The 23,170-nt window shown below is 70.2% G+C and carries 28 protein-coding genes; 10 read left to right on the forward strand and 18 right to left on the reverse strand.

The features are described from left to right. Positions 1-39: 39 nt before the first annotated feature. Genes IEX91_RS08590 through IEX91_RS08600 form a run of 3 tightly spaced genes read right to left on the reverse strand, consistent with a single transcriptional unit; the run spans position 40 to position 1,316 of the window. Complete coding sequence (locus IEX91_RS08590) at positions 40-456, reverse strand: hypothetical protein (RefSeq protein WP_229772830.1); 417 nt, start codon at positions 454-456, stop codon at positions 40-42. Then, positions 446-745 (reverse strand): ArsR/SmtB family transcription factor, encoded by a 300-nt coding sequence (locus IEX91_RS08595; protein WP_188878339.1) that lies wholly within the window; start codon positions 743-745, stop codon positions 446-448. The genes IEX91_RS08590 and IEX91_RS08595 overlap by 11 nt, the downstream gene beginning before the upstream one ends. Positions 746-797: 52 nt before the next feature. Then, complete coding sequence (locus IEX91_RS08600; RefSeq protein ID WP_188878341.1) at positions 798-1,316, reverse strand: PadR family transcriptional regulator; 519 nt, start codon at positions 1,314-1,316, stop codon at positions 798-800. 92 nt (positions 1,317-1,408) lie between these two features. Between IEX91_RS08600 and IEX91_RS08605 the strand changes: the two genes are divergently transcribed. Further along, positions 1,409-1,762, forward strand: coding sequence for an ArsR/SmtB family transcription factor (locus tag IEX91_RS08605; RefSeq protein ID WP_188878343.1), 354 nt, complete (start codon positions 1,409-1,411; stop codon positions 1,760-1,762). Positions 1,763-1,766: 4 nt separating this feature from the next. Further along, complete coding sequence (locus IEX91_RS08610; protein WP_188878344.1) at positions 1,767-2,063, forward strand: DUF7521 family protein; 297 nt, start codon at positions 1,767-1,769, stop codon at positions 2,061-2,063. Here the strand turns inward: IEX91_RS08610 and IEX91_RS08615 are convergent. The 3 genes from IEX91_RS08615 to IEX91_RS08625 all read right to left on the reverse strand — a co-directional run bounded on the left by IEX91_RS08615 (position 2,060) and on the right by IEX91_RS08625 (position 5,372). Then, positions 2,060-3,379 carry an MFS transporter gene (locus tag IEX91_RS08615; RefSeq protein WP_188878454.1) on the reverse strand — a complete coding sequence of 440 codons (1,320 nt, stop codon included), beginning with the start codon at positions 3,377-3,379 and terminating at the stop codon, positions 2,060-2,062. The two genes, IEX91_RS08610 and IEX91_RS08615, sit on opposite strands and share 4 nt — an antisense overlap. A gap of 121 nt (positions 3,380-3,500) precedes the next feature. Further along, positions 3,501-4,778, reverse strand: coding sequence for an MFS transporter (locus IEX91_RS08620; protein ID WP_188878345.1), 1,278 nt, complete (start codon positions 4,776-4,778; stop codon positions 3,501-3,503). 51 nt (positions 4,779-4,829) lie between these two features. Continuing rightward, positions 4,830-5,372, reverse strand: a complete 543-nt coding sequence (locus IEX91_RS08625) for a SprT-like domain-containing protein (RefSeq protein ID WP_188878346.1) — start codon at positions 5,370-5,372, stop codon at positions 4,830-4,832. An 81-nt stretch (positions 5,373-5,453) separates the two neighbouring features. Between IEX91_RS08625 and IEX91_RS08630 the strand changes: the two genes are divergently transcribed. Then, positions 5,454-5,738 carry a hypothetical protein gene (locus IEX91_RS08630; protein WP_188878347.1) on the forward strand — a complete coding sequence of 95 codons (285 nt, stop codon included), beginning with the start codon at positions 5,454-5,456 and terminating at the stop codon, positions 5,736-5,738. A 4-nt stretch (positions 5,739-5,742) separates the two neighbouring features. Here the strand turns inward: IEX91_RS08630 and IEX91_RS08635 are convergent, their stop codons facing one another. The 7 genes from IEX91_RS08635 to IEX91_RS08665 form a co-directional block, all read right to left on the reverse strand. Beyond that, positions 5,743-6,492: a CehA/McbA family metallohydrolase gene (locus IEX91_RS08635; protein ID WP_188878349.1), complete on the reverse strand. Its 750-nt coding sequence runs from the start codon at positions 6,490-6,492 to the stop codon at positions 5,743-5,745. Positions 6,493-6,537: 45 nt separating this feature from the next. Continuing rightward, positions 6,538-7,446, reverse strand: coding sequence for a hypothetical protein (locus IEX91_RS08640; RefSeq protein ID WP_188878350.1), 909 nt, complete (start codon positions 7,444-7,446; stop codon positions 6,538-6,540). Positions 7,447-7,511: 65 nt separating this feature from the next. After that, complete coding sequence (locus IEX91_RS08645; RefSeq protein ID WP_188878351.1) at positions 7,512-8,339, reverse strand: MBL fold metallo-hydrolase; 828 nt, start codon at positions 8,337-8,339, stop codon at positions 7,512-7,514. 203 nt (positions 8,340-8,542) lie between these two features. Further along, on the reverse strand, positions 8,543-9,358 hold the full coding sequence (locus IEX91_RS08650; protein WP_229772832.1) for an ABC transporter permease: 816 nt from the start codon (positions 9,356-9,358) through the stop codon (positions 8,543-8,545). Then, positions 9,351-10,247, reverse strand: coding sequence for an ABC transporter permease (locus IEX91_RS08655; RefSeq protein ID WP_229772833.1), 897 nt, complete (start codon positions 10,245-10,247; stop codon positions 9,351-9,353). Before IEX91_RS08655 ends, IEX91_RS08650 begins: the two co-directional genes overlap by 8 nt. Next, positions 10,247-11,353, reverse strand: a complete 1,107-nt coding sequence (locus IEX91_RS08660) for an ABC transporter ATP-binding protein (protein WP_188878353.1) — start codon at positions 11,351-11,353, stop codon at positions 10,247-10,249. Before IEX91_RS08660 ends, IEX91_RS08655 begins: the two co-directional genes overlap by 1 nt. Continuing rightward, entirely contained in the window at positions 11,353-12,489 is a 1,137-nt protein-coding gene (locus IEX91_RS08665) for an ABC transporter substrate-binding protein (RefSeq protein ID WP_188878354.1), read from the reverse strand. The genes IEX91_RS08660 and IEX91_RS08665 overlap by 1 nt, the downstream gene beginning before the upstream one ends. Positions 12,490-12,662: 173 nt before the next feature. Between IEX91_RS08665 and dph2 the strand changes: the two genes are divergently transcribed. From dph2 to IEX91_RS08680, 3 genes are all read left to right on the forward strand, one after another. Next, positions 12,663-13,697 carry a diphthamide biosynthesis enzyme Dph2 gene (gene dph2, locus IEX91_RS08670; RefSeq protein ID WP_188878355.1) on the forward strand — a complete coding sequence of 345 codons (1,035 nt, stop codon included), beginning with the start codon at positions 12,663-12,665 and terminating at the stop codon, positions 13,695-13,697. A 322-nt stretch (positions 13,698-14,019) separates the two neighbouring features. Beyond that, a complete protein-coding gene (locus IEX91_RS08675; RefSeq protein WP_188878357.1) occupies positions 14,020-14,538 on the forward strand; it encodes a hypothetical protein in 519 nt (172 codons plus the stop codon). 44 nt (positions 14,539-14,582) lie between these two features. After that, entirely contained in the window at positions 14,583-15,203 is a 621-nt protein-coding gene (locus IEX91_RS08680; protein WP_188878358.1) for an METTL5 family protein, read from the forward strand. Here IEX91_RS08680 and IEX91_RS08685 read toward each other — a convergent pair. After that, positions 15,194-16,996 carry a rhomboid family intramembrane serine protease gene (locus IEX91_RS08685; RefSeq protein ID WP_188878359.1) on the reverse strand — a complete coding sequence of 601 codons (1,803 nt, stop codon included), beginning with the start codon at positions 16,994-16,996 and terminating at the stop codon, positions 15,194-15,196. The genes IEX91_RS08680 and IEX91_RS08685 overlap by 10 nt on opposite strands. 93 nt (positions 16,997-17,089) lie before the next feature. Here IEX91_RS08685 and IEX91_RS08690 point away from each other — a divergent pair, with 93 nt between their 5' ends. After that, the gene (locus tag IEX91_RS08690) at positions 17,090-17,371 is read left to right on the forward strand and encodes a DNA-directed RNA polymerase subunit L (RefSeq protein WP_188878361.1); all 282 of its coding nucleotides are present in this window, start codon (positions 17,090-17,092) and stop codon (positions 17,369-17,371) included. A 12-nt stretch (positions 17,372-17,383) separates the two neighbouring features. Here the strand turns inward: IEX91_RS08690 and hisF are convergent, their stop codons facing one another. Next, positions 17,384-18,196: an imidazole glycerol phosphate synthase subunit HisF gene (gene hisF / locus IEX91_RS08695; RefSeq protein WP_188878362.1), complete on the reverse strand. Its 813-nt coding sequence runs from the start codon at positions 18,194-18,196 to the stop codon at positions 17,384-17,386. Positions 18,197-18,244: 48 nt separating this feature from the next. Continuing rightward, complete coding sequence (locus IEX91_RS08700) at positions 18,245-18,982, reverse strand: hypothetical protein (protein ID WP_188878364.1); 738 nt, start codon at positions 18,980-18,982, stop codon at positions 18,245-18,247. 50 nt (positions 18,983-19,032) lie between these two features. On the opposite strand from IEX91_RS08700, the gene IEX91_RS16510 reads away from it, so the two are divergent. Beyond that, positions 19,033-19,194, forward strand: a complete 162-nt coding sequence (locus IEX91_RS16510; RefSeq protein WP_425350994.1) for a DUF7550 family protein — start codon at positions 19,033-19,035, stop codon at positions 19,192-19,194. Position 19,195: 1 nt separating this feature from the next. Here IEX91_RS16510 and purL read toward each other — a convergent pair whose 3' ends face one another. Next, positions 19,196-21,388, reverse strand: coding sequence for a phosphoribosylformylglycinamidine synthase subunit PurL (purL, locus tag IEX91_RS08705; RefSeq protein WP_188878366.1), 2,193 nt, complete (start codon positions 21,386-21,388; stop codon positions 19,196-19,198). Between the two features lie 153 nt (positions 21,389-21,541). Between purL and IEX91_RS08710 the strand changes: the two genes are divergently transcribed. Then, complete coding sequence (locus IEX91_RS08710) at positions 21,542-22,225, forward strand: PHP domain-containing protein (protein WP_188878368.1); 684 nt, start codon at positions 21,542-21,544, stop codon at positions 22,223-22,225. Between the two features lie 38 nt (positions 22,226-22,263). Beyond that, positions 22,264-22,662, forward strand: coding sequence for a hypothetical protein (locus tag IEX91_RS08715; RefSeq protein WP_188878369.1), 399 nt, complete (start codon positions 22,264-22,266; stop codon positions 22,660-22,662). Here the strand turns inward: IEX91_RS08715 and IEX91_RS08720 are convergent. Continuing rightward, complete coding sequence (locus IEX91_RS08720; RefSeq protein WP_188878371.1) at positions 22,659-23,129, reverse strand: NUDIX hydrolase; 471 nt, start codon at positions 23,127-23,129, stop codon at positions 22,659-22,661. The two genes, IEX91_RS08715 and IEX91_RS08720, sit on opposite strands and share 4 nt — an antisense overlap. Positions 23,130-23,170: the final 41 nt, after the last annotated feature.

Consider the following 23,170-nt stretch of genomic DNA (forward strand, 5'->3'; position numbering starts at 1 on the left):
GGAGTCGCTCACAGAAGAGGCCCAAATTCGGCCCGCTTCTCACGTCTGGCTCTGATAGAAGAGCACGACCACCGCGACCCCGACGAAGAAGTTCGGGAGGAAGGTGAAGGGGCCGAGACCGGTGATCGGCGGGAAGCCGAACGCCATCGGGACGAGCGGGTTCGAGGAGAGCGCGTACAGGAAGAGCGCGACGCTCGTCAACAGGAGGCTGAGCGTGTACTTGTTCGGGAGGCCGCGATAGAGCCGGACGTAGGCGACGACGAGCGCCGCGAGGAGCACGAGGTTGAACGTCGAGACCGCGAACTGGACGCGGGCGAACGTCTCCAGGATCGCGTGGTGGTCGATCGGCGGCGGCATCGGGACGACGGGGAGCGCGATCCCGGCGACGGCCCCGCAGAGCGCGGCGACGGCCGCGACGACCGCGGTCTTCGTCAGCGGCGTGAGATCACGCGTCATCGGACTCTACCTCGATGTCTGCTTGGTCGGCGATCTCCTCGAGGATGTCGAGGTTCTCGCGCATGCGATCGGTCAGGAAGTACATCTTGCCGTAGTTGTCTCCGCGCGTCGTGACGACGTCGTTCTCCTCGAGCACTTCGAGGTGGTGTTGGACGGTCTTGTAGTTCAACGCGAGCTCGTTCGACAGCTGATTGGTGTTCATCGGACGCGCCTGGAGCGTCCGGACGATCCGCAGGCGGTTCTTCCCGCCACGAGAACCGCCGATGAGCCACCAGAGCAGCTGTCGCATCGCGTGAACGTCAACATCGAGGGGATGAAACAGTTCCGTCTCGGCGACGGCGTCAGCCGTCGTCCGCCGCGAGCACCGCACCGTCGGCGAGAGCGTGCTGGAGCACGCGTCCGATGGCGAGGTGTTGGGCCATCGCCTCGCGGACCCGCTCGCGCGCGGCCGCCTCGTCGGCGACCGTGTACTCCTTCGTGCGCACCATCTCGTGGACATCGATCGCGCCCGACTCCTCCAGCCCGTGGAGGCGGGGGTAGACCGTCCCCGGACTCAACTCGGCGTCGAACGTCCCTTCGAGGTCGTCCATCAACTGCTTGCCGTGCGTGCCGTCGCCCCGGAGCGCGATGAGCGCGAGGAGTAACTCGTCGAGGCTGTGCTTGATCGTGGCCTCATCGAACGCGAAGTCCCCCCCGCCGCCCTCTGTCGGGCGGATGGCGTCGAGGAGACGGGCGGGCGAGACGTCCGTCGACGGACCGGGGGTCCGCTCGTCCCCGAGTTCGCGGAGCAGCGTCTCGACGCTGGCACTCGCCGATCCCGTGGCGCTCGACTCGCCGTATCGCTCCGTCGTCCGTTTCATACTTTCGCGTTCGGACCTCATCGGATTAAGGAGGGGCGTGCGGTTTCAGCGTTTGAGAAAGCTTAATCCAACCCGACGGTGACAGACGAACAGTGCACTCCGAGCGGGTCGACGACCTCCTCGACGCCCTCGGCGACGAGCGGTCGCGCGCGGTCCTCGCCGCGCTCAACGAGGAGCCGCGCTCGGCGAAAGAGCTGGCGAACGCCCTCGACGTCTCACTGCCGACGGTGTACCGGCGCCTCGACACGCTCGAGGAGTCGGATCTCGTCACCGCCCAGACCACCGTCGCGGACGACGGGAACCACTACAAGCAGTACGCCTGCGCGTTCGCGGCGCTCTCGATCCGCCTCGACGGCGACGAGTACGTCGTCGACGTCCAGCGCACGGACGGACTCGCAGATCGCTTCGACGACCTCTGGACGGAGCTGAGCGGGGGAGAGGAGTAAGTTTATGCGCGCGCTAACACACCCTCACGTCGTGACCTCGATCGCGTCGGTCGTCCTCGTCGCCGTCCGGATGGCGACGTTCGCGCTCACGCTCGGGCTGACGCTCATCAGTTTCCGGGCGTATCGGCGCGCGCGGACGCGCCGACTGGAGTACGCCTTCGTCGGGTTCGCGTTCGTGAGCATCGGCGTCGGTCTCTCGGCGCTCGCCGACCAACTCCCGGTCGGTCCCGTCTTCCACATCGGCGCGACGCTCCCGTTCCTCGTCGGGTTCGCCACGCTCTACGTCTCGCTCTACCGCTAGTCGCTCCCGGCGGCCCCCGACGGCGCCGACGCCTCCTCGCCCGGTTTCACCGTATCGGAGACCTGCGTGTAGACGAGCACGGCGCCGAGGAGCGCGAGCAGGCCGCCGAGGACGAACGGCGCGGCGTACGCGATCGTGGCGAGCGCGCCGGAGGCCAGCGGGCCGATGGCGACGCCGAGGCCGAACGCCATCGTCAACACGGAGAGTTGCGTTCCGGACTGCCCGGCGCGCGCGTAGTCACCGGCGAGCGCCAGCGCGGGCGCGAAGACGGCCGCGCCGGCGATCCCCTGTACGAAGCGCGCGACGATCATCATCCACGGTTCGGTGACGAACCCCTGAACGGCCGTCGAGGGCGCGAGCAACAGGAGCCCGTAGAAGACGAACGGCTTGCGCCCGTAGTCGTCGCTCGCGGAGCCGATCGGCGCCTGGAGGAGGACCTGCGCGAGGACGAACGCGGCGAACTCGATGCCGAAGAGGAACGCGGTCTGGTCGAGGCGCGCGTTCACGTCCGCCTCGATCGCGGAGATGAGGGCGATCCCGATCGCCATGAACAGCGAGGCGAGACCGAGCGTGAACACCGGATCGAGGAGTTTCTCGTCGCGCTCGTGATCGAGGACGGCGATCGAGAGGTCGTCGCCCGCGTCCGCCTCGACGCGTTCCGGGTCCGTGACGAGGAGGGCGACGAGGACGAGACTGAGGAGCGCCCCTCCGGCGGCGATGGCGAACGCGGCGTTGTAGCCGCTGATCGAGATCGACCCGAGTGCGTACGGACCGCCGTGGACGAGACCGCCCGCGACGATGGGCCCGAGGCCGAAGCCGAGCAGGCGGAAGGTGTTGAAGACGCCCATGTTGTTCCCCCGGGTGTCGTCGGTGGCGAGTTCGTTCACGAGCGCGATGGTCGCGGGGACGGTGAACGCGACGCCGAAACCCTGGACCGCCCGGATGACGAACAGGCTGACGTAGTTCCCGGCGAAGGCGTACGCGACGTTCGTGACGGCGAGGACGGCGAGTCCGAAGAGCACGAAGGCGCGGCGCTTACCCACCCGGTCTGACCACCGGCCGGTGAACGGTTGGCCGAAGCTGTTGAGGAAGCCGAACATCGAGAGCACGATCCCGACGGCGAGGCTCTGGGCGAGCGTGACGTCGATCCCGGCGACGCCCACGGTGATGCCGGCGCCCGCGGCGCCGATGACGTCGGCGATATAGAGCGGGAGGACGATGATCAAAAACGAGTTGCCCAGTGAGTCGACGGCGCGCGCGAGCGCGAGGACGAGGACCCGACGGTCGACCGCGAACAGCCGTCGGACGTACGCGATCGGGTTCACGCGGTGCCCCCGTCCCCGGACGGGCCGGTCGTCACTGAGCGGTGGCGCCGAGACATGCGTATCTGCCCCCCACTCGGACCGGCGCGAGTAAAAACCGTGCGGACCCGGAAAGTCAGCCGTCAGCGGCCGTGCGGGGCGTCGTCACGGGACCGTCGTCCGTGACGGCGCGGGCGACGAGCGCGATCGCGGCCACGCAGAGCAGCGCGCACCCGGCGTACTCGGCCGCGTACCCGTACGTCGTGGCGATCGGTAGCGCGACGAGCGGACCGACGGTCGAGCCGAAGTCGCCGAAGACGTTGTAGACGCCGCCGAGCTTCCCGACGTCGTCCGTGGGGCTGATGTCGCCGAGATAGGCGAGCAGCGGGAGGTTCGCGCCCTCGACGCCGAGACCGATGAGCGCGACCCCGGTGATCGTCCCGACGAGCGTCGGTGCGAGCGCGAGGCAGGCGAACCCGACGCCGAGCACGCCGAGCGACGGTACGGCGACGGACGACCGGGACGGGGCGCGATCCGCCAGCGGGCCGGCGACGACCGTCGCCGCGGCGGCGAAGAGCGCACAGACGGCCATCACGACGCCGCTGACACCGGTCGCGGAGAGCGAGCCGACGCGGATGTCGTTCGCGGCCGCGTACTCGACGACCGTGGAGAGGAGGACGCCGGCGTAGAGGAGGCGAACGACGAAGTTCGTCGCGCCGACCGCGAAGACGCGCGCGTCGCCGAACGCGAGGCGGGGGACGTCGCGGAGGCGACTCTCGTGGCCGTCGGCGCCGGACTGGAGGTCGGGGAGGACGAGCGCGCAGACGACGAGCGCGACGGCGAACGCCGCGCGGAAGCCGACGAGGTCGGCGACGAGGCCGCCGGCGACGAGTCCCGCCGGGAATCCGAGGCTCTGTCCGCCCCGCATGTATCCGGTCCACGTGCCGCGGTTCTCGGGCGTCGTCACCTTCGTCACGGTGCTGAACGCCCCGACGAGGACGAACGCCGAGCCGACGCCCCAGACGACGCGTGCGAGGACGAACGTCGCGGCGCTCGCCGCCGTCGCGCTCGCCGGGAGCAGGTGGGCGAGCCCGTTCGTCCACCAGTCCGTGAGACCGAGGACGTAGCCGACGGGCGCGACGCCCTCCAGGAGGAAGCCGGCGAGCATCGGCCGTCGCGTCCCGACGCGGTCGAGGACGGCGCCGGCGGGCGCGTTCACGACCATCCGCGTCGCGCGGTTGATCGCCAGGATGACCCCCACGACAAGCGCCGAAAAACCGAGGACCGACCCCAGTCGGGGGAGCGTGGGGAACGCGACGCCGCCCACCATCCCGCCGAAGAAGACGCCGATGACGAGGCTGGCGACGACCGTCCGCGCGTCGTACTCGACCGTCGTGCCGTCGCCGTCGTACATACTTACCGGGTAGTCAGCGCGGTGTTGTAAGCGGACGGATCCGGGCCCGCGTCACCGCACCTCCTCGACGGCCAGCGGCGCCGCACAACACGCCGTCCGGTACGTCTCGGGCGTCTCGACCGTCGGACACCGCCGGTAGCGTCGGCCGACGACGGTCTCGCAGTCCGTACAGCGCAGCCGATACGCCGGGTCGGCGAACGGCGGGCAGTCGAGCGGGACGTCGAGGGCGGCGGTGCGCTCGCGGAACGCCGGTCCGTGGTCGGTGACGCCGTAGGCCTGTACCTGCTCGACGTGGAGGAGCTCGTGACGGAGGACGCCGCGGAGCGTCGCCTCGTCGAACGCCGCGGCGGCGCGCGCGGCGAGCGTCACCGTCGCCTCCCGGTGGAGTCGCGTGCGCTCGCCCCACGCGGGTTCGACGCCGACCGTCCCCGTCGGGAGCGGCGTGTAGCGACACGCGCCCGCGCGGCGCTTCGCGCGCGACGACACCGCGTAGGTGACGAGCGCGGGGTCGACGTCGAGCGCCGTCTCCGTGACGGCCCGGCGGGTCTCGTGGGCCATCCACCCGCGCAGGGCCGCGGCGTCCGTGAAACGCATACGGGACGGTGAGGCGTCCCGGTACTTGAACTTTCGACGGCGAGTCCGTGGCCTTTTCGCCGCCCGGCCGCAAGCGTGCCCATGAGCGACAGTCCGACGACGGAGTTCGAAGAGGTCCGCGAACAGGCGATCGAGGCGTTGGAGCGCGAGGACCTGCGGTCGGTCTACGTCGGCATCCTCGACGCGAGCGAGGAGAACGAGTTCTTCTTCGGGAACGAGACGGAGGACCCCCACGCGCTCCAGCGGACGGCCGCGACGCAGCTCGGGATGCTCTGTCGCGTGCTCGCCGACCAGTCCGACCTCACGGTCGAGCAGGTGGCGAACCTCGCCGCGGAGCGCGCGAACGAACTCGGCGTCCAGCGCTGAGGCGTCAGTCCCGCATCGAGACGGGGTACGCGGACACGAAGGGCGCGTACGACGTCGCCGCGAAGACGCTCTTGCGGACCGCTCCCTTCGCGTATTGGCTCGCGCTCCGCCGGACCGGCGTCCGTCCGCCCTCGACGCCCGTCGCGCCGTCGCGGATCGCGGCGACGACGTCGCCGTAGTCGACGTTCGCGGGCGCGTCCGGGCCGGGTATCTCGACGGTCGTGTACGCCCGCCCGAGGTTCATGAGGTAGTGTGCGTCACTCGACCCGACGCCGGGGAGGCCCTGCGAGCGTGCGAAGCGCCGCGCGCGGCGGTTCCGGTATCCCGTGAATAGCATCGAGTTGTAGACCTCGATCGCGTCGACGGGGTGCTCGCCGTCCCGCGGCGTGAGGTGCCGGCGTCGGACTCCGTGGCGCGAGCGCTGGAAGGGGTGGGGTGCGATGACGACGCCCCCGGCGTCTCTGACCGTCGCGGCGGTCTCGCGGTATCCCATGCCGGGGTCGGGCGGTTCCTCCACGCCGATCGCGAGCAGGTGCCCGTGCTTCGTCGACACCTCGACGCCGGGGACGCCGACGAGGCCGTAGTCGGACGCGAGGCGCGCCGCGCGCAGCGACGCGTCGATCTCGTCGTGATCGGTGACGACGATCCCGTCGAGCCCGATATCGGCGGCGTGTTCTAAGAGCAGCTCGACGGGCTCGTGGCCGTCGTAGGAACCGTCCGAGTGGACGTGGAGGTCCAATCGGAGTGTAGACATAGGCCTTCGAAGGGGTTCGTGACGTATAGCGTTTCGTCCCGCGGATCAGGCGACGGGCAGCTCGGTGTCGACGCCCTCCGCGACGGCGTTGCGGACGCGTTCGATCGCGTCGCCGTTCTCAGTCAGCTCGCGCACCTCGCTCGCGTTCTCCATCAGGACGGTTTCGCTCGGGAAGAGCCGCTCGCCGAGCGTGAGGCCGTGCTCGCGCGCGGTCGACCCGGTGACCGTGAGGTAGACGCCGAGACCGACGTCCGCGATGGCGGCCTCCTCTTCTTCCCCGTCGGCTGGATAGACGAAGTCGACGCCTGCGAGGGCTTCGAGGCCGACGACGGCCTCGACGAGGCGTTCGTAGCGCGGCGAGATGCAGAGCGGGCCCTCGTAGGCTTCGAGGAACGACCGGTCGAAGGCGTCGACGTCGAGTGCCTCCGTATCGCCCATCAGCGTGTGGTATACGGTGTCACCGATCCCGGTGACGACGCGGACGTCGGTGTCCTGCGGGTCGATGCGTTCGTTGACGTCCGCGATGGTGGCGAGGGGCTCGCCCCGGAGGCCGACGACTTCCTCCAAGACGAGATCGGCGCTGTCGAAGCCGAGTGCGAACTCGTGTTTGCGCAGGGCGCGGAAGGGCTCCTCCCGGCCGACGAGCTGGACCGGAACGCCCGCGACGTCGAGCGTGAGGGTGTCGAAGACGACGCGTCGGGGTTTGCCCTCGCGGTCGTCGCGCAGGAGGGTGTAGTCGGGTCGGTAGGGGTCGTCGGGATCGCTGTACGCCGCGAGGCGCTCGTAGACCCCCGCGGCGGCCGTCGCGTTCCCCTTCGTGACGGCCTTCTCGTGGCGGAGCGTCTCGGTCACGTCGTCGACGACCCGTCGGGCGTCAGGATGGCCCGCGAGCCGGTCGAGGACGGCTTCGAGCGGGCGACCCTTGCGCGGGACGGCGACGGTGACTGGCTCCATCGGTGTCGGACGAACGGGACGCGGGGGCTTTTGTGTTTCGTGAGGATGCGTCGCAGGGAGCCCCGTCAGAGCGAGAAGCGATCGCCGATCTCGACGAGTTCGAGCTCGGCGGGGTACGCGAAGCTCTTCGCGTGGTGGTGGAGGACCGTCGGATCCGCGGTGAGGCCCCGCCACATGTCGTAGTGCGTGGGGACGAGCCGGTCGAGTTCGAGGTCGCTGGCGCACTCGACGATCTGGTTCTCGTCGTTGTACCAGCGGGTGCGCTTCGGTTCGCCGGTCTCCTTATCGGGGACGTTCCCGACGGTGCCGAAGGCGAGCGCGCCCGCGTCGATGTCGAAGCGCCCGGCGAGGTCGGCGAAGGAATCGCTGGGTTTGCTGTCGCCGGCGTGGAAGAACGTCCCGGCGTCGTGCTCGAAGACGTAGCCGACCGGATGCGTTGCGTCCGGGTCGTGCGTCTCGACGACGTGGACGGTGAACGAACCGACCTCGACGGTGTCGCCCTCCGCCACCTCGGCGAACTGGTCGTCGGCGACGCCGTACTCGACCGCCCACTCCTCGTCCTCGGCGACGGCGAGCGAGTCGTCGGGGCCGTAGAAGGTCGCCCCCGTCGTTTCGAGGATCGGGGCCTGACTCGGCCCGTGGACGTGATCGGTGTGTTCGTGCGTCGCCAACACGGCGTCGGCGGCGACGACGTCCTCCGGATCGAAGGGGACGGGGATCATCCGCACGGTGCGCGGCGGATCGCCCGTGCCCAAGTAGGGGTCGACGAAGACCGTCGTTCCGTCGCTCGCCTTCAGCACGAAGCCGTTACAGCCGAGATACCAGACGTCGACGCCATCGGGGTCGGCGTCGGCGACGGCCTGCGGCAGCCAGTCGCCCCAATCGCTCTCCATAGACGACTCTGTGTATGCCCCGATCCTAAGGGTTGCGACCGGCGGCGCCAGTCGGTCGCCGCGTCGTACGCGTCCCGGGAGCCGTCGTCACGGAACGCCGGAAGCGAGAGGCGCGTCGGCGCCTTCGGTCGTTCGGACGGGCTGCCGAGTACTTCGCCTTCGAGCGCGCTCACGCGCTCCTCGAAGAGCGCCGGCCCGCCGGACTAGAGCTGTTCGGCGAGCCACTCGATGTTCATCAGCGCCGCGGAGACGAGGACGCCGAGGATGGAGACCCCGACCAGGAACGCCGAGACGACGCTGACGAGCGGGGTCAGCGACGACTGGAGCGACGTCCACGCGAGGACGGGAACGGTCTGTACCTCGTAGCTCTTGAGGAACAGCGCCATGATGAACTCCTGGAGGCTGACGATGAACGCCACGACGGCGGAGATGACGACCCCGCTCCGGACGTTCGGCAGGACGACGTGGTAGAAGACGCGACTCGGTCGCGCCCCGAGGTCCATGCCGGCGTCGCGCAGGTCCCAGTCGAAGCGGGCGAAGACCGACTGCATCACGAAGAAGACGAGCGGCGTCGCCCACAGCGCGTGCGCGATGACGATCGTGAGGTAGGTGCTCCCGAAGCCGACGCGGTTGAAGTAGATGAGGAGCGTCAGCCCGATGACGACGGGTGGGAGGAGGAGCGGGAGGAGGATGACGGGCGGGAGGACGCGCGCCAGCGTCGAGTCCGAGCGCTGGACGGCGAGCGACCCCGTCACGCCGAGGGCGGTGGAGAGCACGGCCGCGCCGACGCCGATGACGACGCTGTCGCGGACGGCGCTCAGCCACTCCGCGCTGGCGAAGAACTGCGCGTACCACCGGAGGCTGACCCCCTCCGGGGGGAAGGTGAGATACTCCCCCTGCTGGAAGGACGTGGCGAAGACGACGACGATGGGGAGCATGACGATCCCGAACAGGAGCCAGTAGCCCGCGCGGAAGAGCGCGTCCTCGACGCGCTCGCGCGTCAGCTCGACCTCAGACACCCTCGACACCCCCGATGGATCCGGTGAGGAGGCGCATCACGCCGAGCGAGACGACGAGCATCGCCGCGAGCATCAGGAGGCTGAACGCCGCGCCCGTCGGGTAGTCGAACTGCGTGAGCATCAGGCTCTCTATCTCCATGGCGAACGTCGTCTGCGCGCCCGACCCCAGCTGGCTGGGCGCCGCGTACGCGCCGACGCTCCACGCGAACGAGACGACGGTGGCGACCGCGATGCCGGGGAGCGCCTCGGGGACGACGACTTCGAGGAACGACCGCGGGCGCGACGCGCCGAGGTCGCGGGCGGCCTCGACGGTGTCCCAGTCCAGCGTCGAGAGGACGCTGTAGATCGAGAGGACGGCGTACGGGAAGACGATGTACACCTGCCCGATCACCGTGCCGACGATCCCGGGCGCGAACTGGATCGGGCTTCCGATCAAGCCGGCGCCCACGAGCACGTCGTTGAGGACGCCGTTGGGCGCGAGGAGCGGCCGCCACGCGTACGTCTTCACGACGAGCGTCGTGAGCAGGGGAAGGATGATCGAGAAGAGGAGGAGCGACTTGCGGAGGCCCGTCGCCCGGTAGGCGGCGTACGCGTAGAACAGCGCGAGCGAGACGGCGATCACGGTGGCGATCACGCCGAGCTCGAAGGAGAACACGACGAGGTCCCGGTAGAGCCCGGAGGCGAGGACGGCCCGATAGGCCTCCAGCGTCCACGCCGGCTGGTAGAACCCCGGATCGGCGTTCGCGTTCAGGCTCATCCGCACGAGGATGAGGAACGGCACGACGAAGAAGACGAGCTCGAACGCGGCCAGCGGCGCGATGAGGAAGACGCTCCCCGCGTCCCGACGCTTGATCCGCTCGCCGAGCCACGCGAAGGTCGACTCCGACACTACGCACCACCCCCGCCGACCCGGTCGCCGTCGGCGGCGAACGCGAGGAGATCCGCGGGGTCCCACGACACCGTGACCGCGTCGCCGACCGCGAAGTCGGAGTCCGCGCCGACGCTCTGCTCGAAGAAGAGGTACTCGCCGGCGCTCTCGACGTAGAAGCGGACCGTGGATCCGCGATAGAGGACGTCCGTGATCTCGCCGGTGATCGACGGGGACCCGTCGGCGGCCGCGTCGGCGCGCTCGACGTCGAGTTCCTCCGGGCGGAAGGAGACGGTGAGGTCGTCGCCCACGGCGACCGACGCGTCGCCCGTCGGGAGTTCGACCGCGGTCCCGAGCGCGACGTCCGCGACGACGCCCGTCTCGGTGGTCTCGGTGACGGTCGCCTCGATGAGGTTCGTGTCGCCGAGGAACTCCTCGATGAACAGGCTCACGGGGTCGTCGTAGACCTCGCGGGGCGCGCCGACCTGCTCGATCTGTCCGTCGTTCATGATGGCGATGCTGTCCGCGAGCGTGAACGCCTCGTTCTGGTCGTGCGTGACGTGGACGAACGTCGTCTCCACCGCGTCGTGGATGTTCCGCAGTTCGAGTTGCATCTGCTCGCGCAGGCGCTTATCGAGGTTCGAGAGGGGCTCGTCGAGCAGGAGGACGTCGGGTTCGATGGCGAGCGATCGCGCGAGCGCGACGCGCTGTTTCTGCCCGCCGGAGAGGTCGGTCGGGTCGTGGTCCTCGAACCCGCCCATCTCGACGACGTCGAGCATCTCGCGGGCGCGCTCGCGGCGCTCGTCCTCGCTCACGCCGTCCATCTTCAGGCCGAAGGCGACGTTCTCCAGGACCGTCTTGTGCGGGAAGAGCGCCCACGACTGGAACACCATCGACGTGTTCCGCTCGTACGGCGGTTGGTCGGTCACCGGCTCGCCACCGATGTGGACGTCGCCGTCCGTCGGCGTTTCGAGGCCGCCGAGCATGCGCAGCGTCGTGGACTTCCCGCAGCCCGACGGGCCGAGCAGACAGAGGAGCTCGCCGTCGTCGACGTCGAGCGAGAGGCCGTCCACGGCCGTGAGGTCGCCGTACTCCTTGCGGAGGCCGCTGAGGGTGACGGAGGCCATCAGCCCTGGGTCTTCATCTGCTTGAACTTGTTCGAGAACGTCTCGGAGTAGGGCGCGACGTCGTCCCAGCGCGGGAGGGCCATCTGCTCGGCCTCCTCGGCGGTCGTCGGGAGGTAGTCGCCGAGGTCGCCCGCGTACGACATCCCCTCCGTCGTGAAGAAGAGCGGGTGGTCCTCGGACCACTTGCTCTGCACCTCGGGATCGAGGAGCATGTTGATGAACTCCTCGCCGAGCGTGCGCTTGTCCGTCCCGCGGACGACCGCCCAGTTGTCCATGTAGCCGGCGTTCGCCTCCGGCATGGAGAACGAGATGCCCTCGTGGTTCTCCATGTCGTAGTAGACCTGTCCGAAGTACCACTGCGCGGCGTCGATGATGCCGTTCTGGAACTGCTGCCAGACGTCGGTGCCGGAGGAGGCCCACCCGGTGATCGGCCACGTCTCCAGCGTGTCCATGAGGGTGTCGTGGTACTGCTCCTCGTAGAGCTCGCCCGCGCCCGGCGCGGCGTCCGTGCCGACCGCGGCGCCGAGCAGCGGGTAGATCCAGAAGCCGGAGTCGACGCCGACGCCAGCGGAGTTCGTCACCGTCTCGCTCGTGAAGTCGCCCCACGTCTCCACGGGCTGATCGAGGCCGTCCCGGTAGAGGATCGTGAGGGGCGCGCCGTCGACGGGGGCGCCGTGCGAGATCGGCCGGACATCCTTGTAGTAGTCGTAGACGCCGTCGATGTTCGGGATGTTCTCGTCGTAGCGCAACGGCTCGAAGAGGTCCGCGTTCCGCCCGTTGTAGTAGATGGGCTCGCACGTCACCGTGACGTCGAACGGCGGGTCGTCCGGCGGTGCGGATTGGATCTTCGCCAGGAGGCTGTTCCACCCGGTGTTCACCTCCAGCGTTGCGTCGAAGCGCGACTCGAAGATGGGCTTGATCGCCTGCGTGAACCGCTCGCCGTAGTTCCCGCTCCACGCGGTCACGCGGAGGGTCGGCGTGCCGTCGCCGCTGTTCCCTCCCATCCCGCTGCAGCCGGCCATCGCGGTCGTCGCCGCGGCACCGGCCACGCCGAGGAAGGTCCGGCGGTTCACTGCGGAGTGACCCGTCTCACCGACGCGATCCGCCCCGCTCTGCGAGTGCTGACGTTCGGACACGAGGGGTACATACAGCATGTCACTGAAAAGGGTGCTGTCTGCAGCAGGCGTGTGCGACTCGTGGGCATGCGACGGCGGCGGCACCGCTCGCACGCGGTGCGCGGAGGCGTGGCACGCGGCGCGCACCCCGTGAAACGCCGAGGTTATACGGCCAGATACAGTACGAGTGGCCAATGAGTCAGGACGAGCGGTCGGCGGGCGACCTCCGGAACACGGGGCTGTCGCTGCGACACGACCGGACGTGGGATTACGAACTCGAACGGATCGTCGAGGCCGTCGAGGAGCGCGACGCCGAGAAGGTCGGGATGCAGTTCCCCGAGGGACTCAAGCGCCGCGCGCCCCACGTCGCGGACGACCTGCGCGAACTCCTCCCCGACGGCGTCCGCGTGATGATCTCCGGGAAGCCCTGTTACGGCGCGTGCGACCTCGACACGTACATGATGCGCCGGACGGACGTCTTCGTCCACTTCGGGCACTCCCCGATGAAGGACTCGGAGAAGATCATCTACGTCCCGCTGTTCTCGAACGTCGAGGTGACGCCGATCATGGAGGACGCCACCGAGGAGCTCGAAACTGGGGACGTCGGCCTCGTCACGACCGCCCAGCACATGAACAAGTTCGAGGAGATGCGCGAGTGGCTCGAAGAGCGCGGCTTCACCGTTCACACGCGCCGCGGCGACGAGCGCCTCACCAACGAGGGCCAAGTCCTCGGGTGTAACTACGCCTCCGCCGACATCGACGCCGATCAGGTGCTCTACGTCGGCGGCGGGAAGTTCCACCCGGTCGGGCTCGCCATGGAGCATCCCGAGAAGAACGTCGTCATCGCCGATCCCGTGAACAACGTGGTGACGATCGCCGACCACGAGCAGTTCATGAAACAGCGCTACGCGTCGGTCCACAAGGCGATGGACGCCGAGAAGTGGGGCGTCATCTTCTGCACGAAGATCGGACAGGGGCGCTGGGAGCAGGCGAACGAGATCGTCGAGAACAACGACGACGCCTACCTCATCACGATGGACGAGGTCACTCCGGATCGCCTGCGGAACTTCGACATGGACGCCTTCGTCAACACGGGTTGCCCGCGCATCACGACCGACGACGGCCCGCAATTCCACAAGCCGATGTTGACGCCCGGCGAGTACGAGTGCGCCGTCGGCAACAAGCCCCTCGACGAGATGGAGTTCGACACCTTCCACGGGACGTGGTGAGCGCGGTTCCGTAGGAACCGCGGTACTGCGAGCGGGAGCGGACGGCGCGGTTTCATAGCGAGAGAGATCGCTTGAGAGCGTGGGATATACGCGGCGTGTCCGCCGCGCTCGCGGCGCGCGACATCGGCGCGGACGCCGAGCGATAGCGAGGCGCGACGCGCGGCCTCGGTGCACGCGTCGTGTTCCGTGCACGCGCCACGTTCTTGGTACTCAGGGGCGGTGCGACTCGCGCCGTCGCGTCGCACGTTCTCCTCTCCGCCCCTCTCCGGGGCTGGAGCGGCGGCCACACAACGGCTTTGTCCTCGGGCGTCCTTCGACGGGCATGGACCCCCTCTTCGTTCCCCTCCAGCAGGTCGACCCGTACGGCGTCCAACAGGCGCTTGGCGTCGGCGGTCGCGCCGCGGGTGCCTTCCTCGGGACGATGCTCATCGGCGCGCTCATGCTCGCGTTCGCCGGCGAGCGCGTCGAGCGGCTCGTGGACGTCGTGGCGGACGAGCCCGTCCCGTCGTTCCTCTGGGGGATCGGGACGCTCGTCGTGTTCGTCTGCGTGGCGGTCCTGCTCGTGCTCACGATCGTCGGCATCATCGTCGTCGTCCCGCTGCTCGTCGTCGGCGCCGCCGTCTACTACGTCGGGAACGTGCTCGTCTACGTCTACGTCGGCGGGCGGGCCGCCGACGGCTTCGGCTGGGAGACGACGCGATGGGGACACCTCCTCGTCGGCGCCGCGTTCGCGGCGGTCGTCGCGGCCCTCCCGGCCGTCGGCGGCCTCGTCAGCTTCGTCGTCAGCAGTATCGGCGTCGGCGCGATCGTCCACACGTGGTACCGCTCGCACGAGGCGTGACGGCGATCGACGCGGCTTTTCCGCTCGCGGTCCTGTCTCCGGCCATGAAGCGCGCCCTCGAACGGCGACTCGCGGCCGTCGCGGGGTTCGACGACCCGGACGTCGCCCGCGAGCAGTATCCGACGCCGGCGGAGCTCGCGGCGCACGTCCTCCACGCCGCGGACCTCCGCGGCGACCTCGACCGCGACGTCCTCGACCTCGGCACCGGGACGGGGATGTTGGCGCTCGGTGCGGCGTGTCGCTCACCGCGGCGCGTCGTCGGCCTCGACGTCGACGGCGACGCGCTGGCGACCGCGCGCGAGAACGAGCGGCGCGTCGCGCCCGCCGTCCCGGTATCGTGGGTGCGCGGGGACGCGACCGATCCGCCGCTGACCTTCGCCGACGCCCCGACGGTCGTGATGAACCCGCCCTTCGGCGCGCAGCGCGGGAACCGGCACGCGGATCGGCGGTTCCTCGCCGCGGCCGCCGACCTCGCCGCCGTCTCGTGGTCGATTCACAACGCCGGGAGCCGCGACTTCGTGGAGTCGTTCGCCGCCGACCGGGAGGGCGCGGTGACCGACGCCTTCGCGGCGGCGTTCGACGTCGCGCGGCAGTTCGACTTTCACACGCGCGAGCGCGAGACGCTCGACGTCGAGGTGTATCGAATCGAGTGGCCCTACGAGTAGGTCTCGCGGGTCGCCACGGTGACGCGCGTCCCGTTGCGCGCGGCGACGAGCGTGTTCCCCACGCGCCCGAAGCCGAGGCCGCCGGCGGTCGCCGTCCCGTTGTCCGTGGGGAGCGGCGCGCGGCCGAGCGTCTCGTTCGCGTGCGTGACGACGACGCTGAATCCGTCGGCGGTGTTGGCGACGGTGACGTTCCGCCCGTCGATCACGGGCGATGCGGTCGCGTTCGGCGAGGTGTAGGCGAGCGACCGCTCGCCGTCGGGGCCGACGAGCGAGACACGGTAGACGGGCGACGCGCCCGTCGGGACCCACCCGGATCGCGTCGCCGCGACGGTGTCGCTCCAGCCGACGCCCCCGACGCGGACCGACTCGCGGCCCGAGTACGCGAGCGTGCCGGCCGAGATCGCCTGCGTCCAGATGGCGCGCTCGGGGTTCGAGACGATGACGCCGCTCGCGTTCACGCTCGTCGACTCGTTCAACAGCTCGACGTCGAACGCGCCGACGCGTTCGTTCCGGACGTCCTCCGCGTAGGTGACGGTGTACCCCTCGACGTGGACGGCGTTCGCGGCCGCGCTCTCGCCCCCGCCGGACGAGACGGCGGCGAGGTTGGTCGGGACGGCGACCGCGAGGGTGACGAGGAGGGGAAACAGGAGACAGAGGGTGGCGACCTGCCGCCGCGTCAGGCCGGTGTCGACGCGGTCGAGGAGCGGCCGGGAGCGGGCGCGGACGCCGGCGGCGACGAAGAGGCCGAGCGCGACGACGAGGAGGACGCCAAGGCCGCGATAGAGCACGTACGTCGAGGGACCTCGATACCACCAGACGGCGTAGAGCGGGACGCTCGCGGCGTAGACGATCGCCGCGCCCCAGAGTCGGAGGGCGCTCGGGCGTTCGTCGCGCGCGGCGACGAGGAGCGCGCCGAGGAGCACGCCCACGAGGACGCCGACGGCGTGGCCCTGCACGGCGACTCCCGCCCACCACGGGCCACCGTAGGAGGGGCCCGCGGACGCGACGACGACGGGATCGCGAAGCGCGTAGTAGAACGTGGACGCGAAGCCGCTCGCGGCGCTGGCGACGACGGTCCCCACGGGGTAGCGCGTGAGCGCGAACGCGCCGAAGGCGAAGACGACGCCCGAGAATCCGACGATCGGGCCCCACGCGAGCGCGCTCGTCAAGACGGCGACGACCGCGACGGCGAGGACGAACGCGCCGATCCGCGCGAGCGGGTTCGTCCGAAGCGAGCCGAACGTCGATTCGCCGCGCCGCGTCGGATAGTGACTCCACGCGTACTCCGCGAGCGGCGCGTAGACGAGCGTCCCGAGGAGGTTGCCCGTGACGTGCGAGAGGCCCGCGTGTGCGAACGGCGCGGTGAGGACGCCCAGCGGGTAGAGATACGACCACGACGTGAAGGGCAGCGAGAGCGGGTCGTTCGGGTGCATCCATCCCTGCTGGACGAACAGGTAGAAGCCCGCGATCCCCGCGACGACGACGAGCGTCCCCCACGGGACGCCGAAGAGAAAGCGCGCGCGGAGGCGACGACCCCACTCGTCGCCGACGCCGTCGAGGGCGCGGACGCAGGCGAGCGAGACGAGCGTTCCCGAGAGCACGGCGGGGGCGAGCGCGTCCGCGGGCGGGAGACCGAGCGCGGTCGCACAGCCGAGCCCGACGAGCGGGCCGAGCGGGAGACCGACCCGGAGCGCCGTCCCCGCGCGAACGCCGCCGAACGCGACGACCGCGACGACGAGGAGCCAGCAGCAGAGCGCGCCGGCGCCGCCGGCGAGGAGGACGGACGAGAGCATGTGGGATCGCTCGCCCCGCGTGCCCTTAAACGTCGGCGGGATCGAGACGGGCGCGACCGCAACGTTCAAACGCCGTAGAACCAAGGTGTACGCATGGATCTCCGGGTCATCGAGCAGCAGGACACAGAGCTCACAATCGAGATCGCGAACGAGGACCACACCTTCATGAACGTGCTGAAGGGAGCGCTCCTCGAACTCGACGACGTCGCGGCCGCGACGTACGACCAGAACCCCGAGCAGTCCGGCGGTCAGACCGAGCCCGTCCTCACGCTGAAGACCGAGGGCGCGAAGCCGCTCGACTGCCTCGAAGAGGGCGCCGCGCTCGTCGGCGAGCAGATGAACGAGTTCCGAACCGCCTTCGAGAACGCCCGCTAGACGAAACGCCGACTACAGCCGCACCGGCACGCCGCGCTCGTCGAGATACGCCTTGACTTCTCCGATGGTGTACTCCTCGAAGTGGAAGATGGAGGCGGCGAGCGCGGCGTCCGCGCCCGACTCGAAGGCCTCTAACATGTGCTTCGGTTCCCCGCAGCCGGAGGAGGCGATGACGGGCGTCGAGACGGCGTCGCAGACGGCGCCCGTGAGCGGGAGATCGTAGCCGTCCTTCGTGCCGTCGGCGTCGATGGAGTTGACGAAGAGTTCGCCCGCGCCCCGCTCCTCGGCTTCGGCGGCCCACTCGACGACGTCGATGCCGGTGCCTTCGCGCCCGCCCTTGACGGTACACTCGAACCAGCAGGACTCGCCGTCGACGTCGACGTAGTGTTCGCCGCCCTCGTCGAAGCGCCGACGCGCGTCGACGCTGATGACGATGCACTGGCTCCCGAAGGCCTTCGCGCCTTCCGTGATGAGCGCGGGTCGTTCGAGCGCGCCCGTGTTGATCGAGACCTTGTCGGCGCCGGCGCGCAGCGTCTCCTTGATGTCGTCGGTGTCCCGGATGCCCCCGCCCACGGTGAGGGGGATGAACACCTCGTCCGCGACGTCCTCGACGACGGAGAGCATCGTCTCGCGTCCGTCGGCGCTCGCCGTGATGTCGAGGAAGACGAACTCGTCCGCGCCGGCCTCGTTGTACTTCTTGGCGAGTTCGACCGGGTCGCCGGTGTACTCGAGGTCCTCGAAGTTCACGCCCGTGTAGACGGCCGCGTCCCCGTTCTCGTCGAGGTCGACGTCGATACAGGGGATGACGCGCTTCGTGAGGGTCATACCCGTGATAGGCAGCCACCCCCTGAAAAGGTGTCCGACTCCTCGACTCTACTCGTCCGTGAGCGCGACCTCGCGGACGCCGCTCCCCGTGACGCCCGTCACGGAGCCGTCGCGGCACGCGAACGTCACGCCGTACGTCCACTTCGTCTCGGGCCCGTCCGCGCTCGTCCCCGGGAACGCCGACGCGCCGCTCGTCGCGCGGTAGTCGCCGTCCGGGAGACACGGGCCGTCGCCGTACGTGTAGACGTCGTAGGCGACGCGCAGCGACTCGCCCGCGGCGAGCGTCCGTGCGTACGCGACGTCGTCCGTCGCGTAGCTTCCGGTGACGCGCCAACACTCGTCGGCGCGGCTCTCGGGCGGGAGATCGGGGGCGTCCGTCGCGTTCTCCCCGAACCGCGCGACGGCGCGCACGTGCTGGCGGGCCTCCGGAGCCACGGGATAGCAGAAGAGCGACGCGTCCCCGTCGACGGCGTCGAGCGTCGTCACCGAGAACGGCGGCGCGAACCCGCACATGACGGTGAAGGCCTTGTTCCCCTCGTTCGTCAGCGTCGCCGCGAACCGCGGCGGGTGGTCGACCGTGACGCCGCGGACGAGATCCGCCTCGAACGACGTCGCGTCCGGGGGGAACGGTTCGTGATCGGCCGGCGCGGTCGTGGTGCTCGTCTCGTTCGCGGCGGTCGTCGGGTTCGTCGCCGTCTCCTCGCTCGCATCGCGTCCGCCACAGCCGGCGAGAGTGCCGAACGCGCTCGCGCCGGCCGCCGCGAGGATCGCGCGTCTGGAGGGCATACGTGACGACACTCGACGGGGCGTGACATACGTCCTGTGGAGCGACCGAAATCCGAAAGTACCGCGCCACAGAATACGCGGGCATGGACACGACACACGAGGGACGAACCACGTCACCGATGCAGTCGTTCACGACGAGACAGGTCGCCTACGGCGCGGCGGCCTTCGTCGTCGGCGCGGTCGTCACGTTCGTCCTCCCGCTCCTCGGATAGCTCAGTCCATCGCGGCCGCGATCGTCTCGCGGAACGCGACGATCTCCGCGTGGTCGTAGGCGGCGGTCTCGTCGCCGGTGGTGAGCGTCAGCGTCCCGCTCGCGTCGCTCGCACCGAGTTCGACGACCGTCGCGACGCCGTCGAAGGCGGCCTTCACGCCCTCGGGATCGGTCGTCTCGATCACGGCCCGTCCGGGCGCCTCGGAGAAGAGCGCCTCCGTCGACGGCGCGGAGACGTCCGCACCCGCGTCGGCAGTGATCGTCTCCGCGAGCGTGACGGCGAGGCCGCCGTCGCTGACGTCGTGGACGGCCGTCGTCGTGTCGTCGCCCGCGACGGCGCCGAGCGTCGCCACGACGTCGCCCGCGTTCTCCGAGACGTCCGGGAAGGCGTCGCTCCCGCCGAACTCGGCGAGGAGCTCGGAGCCCCCGAGCGTCTCGTCGTGGTCGCCGACGAGGAGGAGCGTGCCGTCGCCCGCGAGTGCGCTCCCGGGGGCGTCGACGCCGTCGGTCGTGCCCAGCATGGCGAGCGTCGGCGTCGGGGGGATCGGGCCCGCCTCGCTGTCGTTGTAGAGCGAGACGTTCCCGCCGACGACGGGGACGGAGAGGTCGCGGCAGCCGTCTGCGAGCCCGTCGACGATCGCGCCGAAGCCGCCGTACACGTCGGGCTTCTCCGGATTACCACCGTTGAGGCAGTCGACCGCGGCGACGGGGTCGGCGCCGACCGCCGCGAGGTTCGTCGCGTTCTCGACCGCGGTGGCGTACGCGCCCGCGTAGGGTTCGCAGGCGGTCCAGTTCGGGTTCGCGCCGGCGGCGAGCGCCAGCCCGGGGGCGTCGGCGACGTCACCGCCGGTATCCCCGTCTTCGCGGCCGTCGCCGTTCGACGTCGCCATGGCACCCCCCGCCGCGTCGGCGAGCTCGTGGAGCGCGAGCACCGCGCCGTCCTCGCCCGGCCGAACGGCGGTACGCGCGCCGACCTCGTGGTCGTACTGCCGGTATACCCACCGCTTCGAGGCGGTGTTCGGGTTGGCGACGACGGTCTCGAACGCCTCGTCGAGGGCAGGGAGGTCGTAGTCGGTCGCGGGCGTCTCGGGCTCCGTCATCGGCAGGTCGTTGAGCGGCGCGCCGTCCGCGAGGAACTCCGCGGGGGCGTCGACGACGACGTCGCCGTCGAACCCGCAGACGTACTGCCCGTCGCCGGTCACCTCGCCGATGTCCGAGCAGCCGAGGTCGAACTTCGCGGCGACCTCGCGGACGGCGTCGACGTTCTCCGGGGCGACCTCGTACACCATCCGCTCTTGGGACTCGGCGAGCAGGATCTCGGTGGCGTTCATCCCGGGTTCGCGCTGGTGGACGGCGTTCAGGTCGATCTCGCACCCGAGGTGGCCCTTGGCGACGAGCTCGGAGGACGCGCCCCCGAGGCCGGCCGCACCGAGATCGCGCGCGGACTGGACGAGACCGGCGTCGATCAGCTCCTCGTTCGCCTCGATGAGGCGTTTTTCCGCGTACGGGTCGCCGACCTGCACTGCGGGTCGGTCCTCGGTTTCGGCGTCCTCCGCGAGGTCCTCGGAGGCGAAGGAGGCACCGCCGAGCCCGTCGCGGCCCGTGCTGTTGCCGACGAGCACGAGGCGGTTCCCGGGGCGTTGGGCCTCCGCGGTGACGAGCCGGTCGGGCGTGAGGAGGCCGACGCAGGCGACGTTCACGAGCGGGTTGCCCTCGTAGCCCTCGTGGAAGGCCGTGCTCCCGCCGACGGTGGGGACGCCGATCGCGTTGCCGTAGTGGCTGATCCCCTCGACGACGCCCTCCAAGAGGTAGCGCGAGTGCTCGCGCTCGAAGCCGCCGAAGTAGAGGCAGTCGGCGAGCGCGACCGGATACGCGCCCATCGAGAGGGTGTCGCGGACGATGCCGCCGACGCCGGTCGCCGCGCCGTCGAACGGGTCGACGTACGAGGGGTGGTTGTGGGACTCGACGCCGAACGTGGCGTAGAGCCCGTCGCCCACCTCGACGACCGCGGCGTCGTCGCCGGGACCGACGACGACGTCCTCGCTCTCCGAGTCGAACGCGGAGAGCAGCGGCAGCGAGGAGCGATAGGCGCAGTGTTCACTCCAGAGGTTCTCGAACAGCGCGGCCTCGGCGCGCGTCGGGTCGCGGCCCAGCTCCCCGACGACGCGCTCGCGGTCCGACTCGGCGAGAGTCATTCACCTCCATGGTTCGTCGGGCCGGATTTATGCGTTTCTATATCCACGGTCGTGTATATTCGACGGTGGCGACGGCGCGCGGCGGGGGCGGCGAGTCCGCCTCCGGTCCCTCGGACCGGCGCGCTTTTGCCCGCCGGCCGCGAAGCGCCGCGTGTGCTGTCGGTCGAGCTCCACACCCACTCGTCGCACTCTTACGACGGCCGCGATCCCGTCGAGATGCTCCTAGAGCAGGCGGCGGCGGTCGGTCTCGACGCGATCGCCGTCACCGACCACGACGAGTACGAGGCGAGCGCCCGCGCGGCCGAGCTCGCCCCCGACTACGGGCTGGTCGGGATCCCCGGCATGGAGGTGACGAGCGCGGCCGGTCACGTCCTCGCGCTCGGCGTCCGCGAGCCCGTCCCGGTCGGCCGCCCCTTCGCGGAGACGCTCGAACACATCCGCGACGCCGGCGGGATCGCCGTCGTCCCTCACCCGTTCCAGGGGTCGCGCAGCGGCGTCGCCGCACGCGTCACCGACGCCGAACTCGCCTCGGCCGACGCCATCGAGGTGTACAACTCCCGACTCCTCACCGGCCGTGCGAACCGGAAGGCCGAGTCGTTCGCCCGCGAGCACGGCCTCCCGATGACCGCCGGATCGGACGCCCACATCGCCGAGATGGTCGGTCAAGCGGTGACGCGCGTCGACGCCGAACGCGCCGATCTCGACGCGATACTCGACGCGATCCGCGACGGTCGCACGAGCGTCGAGGGCCGTCGGACGCCGTGGCACGTCAGCTTCCGGCAGGCCGCCGGCGGTGCGAAACGCCGCGTGAAAAACCGTCTGCGCGAACTCCTCTGAGCGGGGGTTTTTATCGTGCCGGGTCTGACACGTCTGGCGTGAACGTCTTCCGCACCGACGCCCCGTCAGTTGGCCTCGGCCTCTTCGCCGGCGTCGCCGTCGGCGCCGGCCTCTACACGCTCGTCCTCCCGTCGCTCTACGTCGCCGTCGCGCTTGGCGCGCTCTACGGCGTCGGTGCCTACCTCCTGCGCTGCGTCCACGCCGCCGTCGGCGCGCGCGTCGACTCGTTTGGCACGAGCGTCTGGGACCGGCTGTTCGGGGTTGTCGGCGTCGTCGCGGGCTTCCTCTCGGTGACCCTCGTCCCGGTCGACGCGCCCTACCGGGTCGTCGTCGCGGTCCTCACCATCGGCGTCCTGGTGCTCTCCTTCGACGTAGCCGTCGCTGCGACGCTCGGCTGGCTCACGGACGCGAAGGGGCAGCTCCGAACGGGGCGTTAGCGCTCGCCGACGGCTTCGATCGCCTCGATCCCGATCGTCTCGACTTCGTCGCCGACGTCCGCCTCGCGCAGCCGTTCGGGCGTGAACCACTCCCAGTGTTCGGGGTCGCGCTCGTCGCCGTCCGGGTCGATCGCCCGCGAGTCGACCGCGGCGAAGTAGACGAAGTCGACGTGCTGGTGGCCGACCTCGCCGCCCTCGTAGGCGTGGATGTCCTCCAAGAGCAGGTGTTCGGGCTGGGGGAGCGATCGCACGACCCCGGTCTCGATCTCGGGGTCTGCGAGCAGGAGCGTCGGGTCGAGGCCGGTCTCCTCGCGTACCTCGCGCTCGCCGGCGTGATGGGGGAGTTCGTCGCGCTCGACGTGGCCGCCCGGCGGCAGCCAGAGGCCGAGGCGGTCGTGTTCGTGGAGCGCCGTCGCGCCGTCATGGACGACGTAGACGGTGGCGGTGTTGTGGCGAGTGGTCTCCATACGAACCACGCATCGGCGCGTCGGCCTAACGTCTGTCGACG

Origin of the sequence: Halarchaeum nitratireducens (assembly GCF_014647155.1) — an archaeon.
Lineage (GTDB): Archaea > Halobacteriota > Halobacteria > Halobacteriales > Halobacteriaceae > Halarchaeum > Halarchaeum nitratireducens.

Coding starts and splice junctions, on each gene's coding strand:
- IEX91_RS08640 (WP_188878350.1), bottom strand. CDS start 7,446: ATGGAGCCAGTCACCGTCGCCGTCCCGCGCAAGGGTCGCCCGCTCGAA.
- IEX91_RS08720 (WP_188878371.1), bottom strand. CDS start 23,129: ATGGAGACCACTCGCCACAACACCGCCACCGTCTACGTCGTCCATGAC.
- IEX91_RS08630 (WP_188878347.1), top strand. CDS start 5,454: ATGAGCGACAGTCCGACGACGGAGTTCGAAGAGGTCCGCGAACAGGCG.
- IEX91_RS08700 (WP_188878364.1), bottom strand. CDS start 18,982: ATGCCCTCCAGACGCGCGATCCTCGCGGCGGCCGGCGCGAGCGCGTTC.
- dph2 (WP_188878355.1), top strand. CDS start 12,663: ATGAGTCAGGACGAGCGGTCGGCGGGCGACCTCCGGAACACGGGGCTG.
- IEX91_RS08680 (WP_188878358.1), top strand. CDS start 14,583: ATGAAGCGCGCCCTCGAACGGCGACTCGCGGCCGTCGCGGGGTTCGAC.
- purL (WP_188878366.1), bottom strand. CDS start 21,388: ATGACTCTCGCCGAGTCGGACCGCGAGCGCGTCGTCGGGGAGCTGGGC.
- IEX91_RS08600 (WP_188878341.1), bottom strand. CDS start 1,316: ATGAAACGGACGACGGAGCGATACGGCGAGTCGAGCGCCACGGGATCG.
- IEX91_RS08595 (WP_188878339.1), bottom strand. CDS start 745: ATGCGACAGCTGCTCTGGTGGCTCATCGGCGGTTCTCGTGGCGGGAAG.
- IEX91_RS08590 (WP_229772830.1), bottom strand. CDS start 456: ATGACGCGTGATCTCACGCCGCTGACGAAGACCGCGGTCGTCGCGGCC.
- IEX91_RS08675 (WP_188878357.1), top strand. CDS start 14,020: ATGGACCCCCTCTTCGTTCCCCTCCAGCAGGTCGACCCGTACGGCGTC.
- IEX91_RS08620 (WP_188878345.1), bottom strand. CDS start 4,778: ATGTACGACGGCGACGGCACGACGGTCGAGTACGACGCGCGGACGGTC.
- IEX91_RS08685 (WP_188878359.1), bottom strand. CDS start 16,996: ATGCTCTCGTCCGTCCTCCTCGCCGGCGGCGCCGGCGCGCTCTGCTGC.
- IEX91_RS08660 (WP_188878353.1), bottom strand. CDS start 11,353: ATGGCCTCCGTCACCCTCAGCGGCCTCCGCAAGGAGTACGGCGACCTC.
- IEX91_RS08645 (WP_188878351.1), bottom strand. CDS start 8,339: ATGGAGAGCGATTGGGGCGACTGGCTGCCGCAGGCCGTCGCCGACGCC.
- IEX91_RS08635 (WP_188878349.1), bottom strand. CDS start 6,492: ATGTCTACACTCCGATTGGACCTCCACGTCCACTCGGACGGTTCCTAC.
- IEX91_RS08625 (WP_188878346.1), bottom strand. CDS start 5,372: ATGCGTTTCACGGACGCCGCGGCCCTGCGCGGGTGGATGGCCCACGAG.
- hisF (WP_188878362.1), bottom strand. CDS start 18,196: ATGACCCTCACGAAGCGCGTCATCCCCTGTATCGACGTCGACCTCGAC.
- IEX91_RS08610 (WP_188878344.1), top strand. CDS start 1,767: ATGCGCGCGCTAACACACCCTCACGTCGTGACCTCGATCGCGTCGGTC.
- IEX91_RS08690 (WP_188878361.1), top strand. CDS start 17,090: ATGGATCTCCGGGTCATCGAGCAGCAGGACACAGAGCTCACAATCGAG.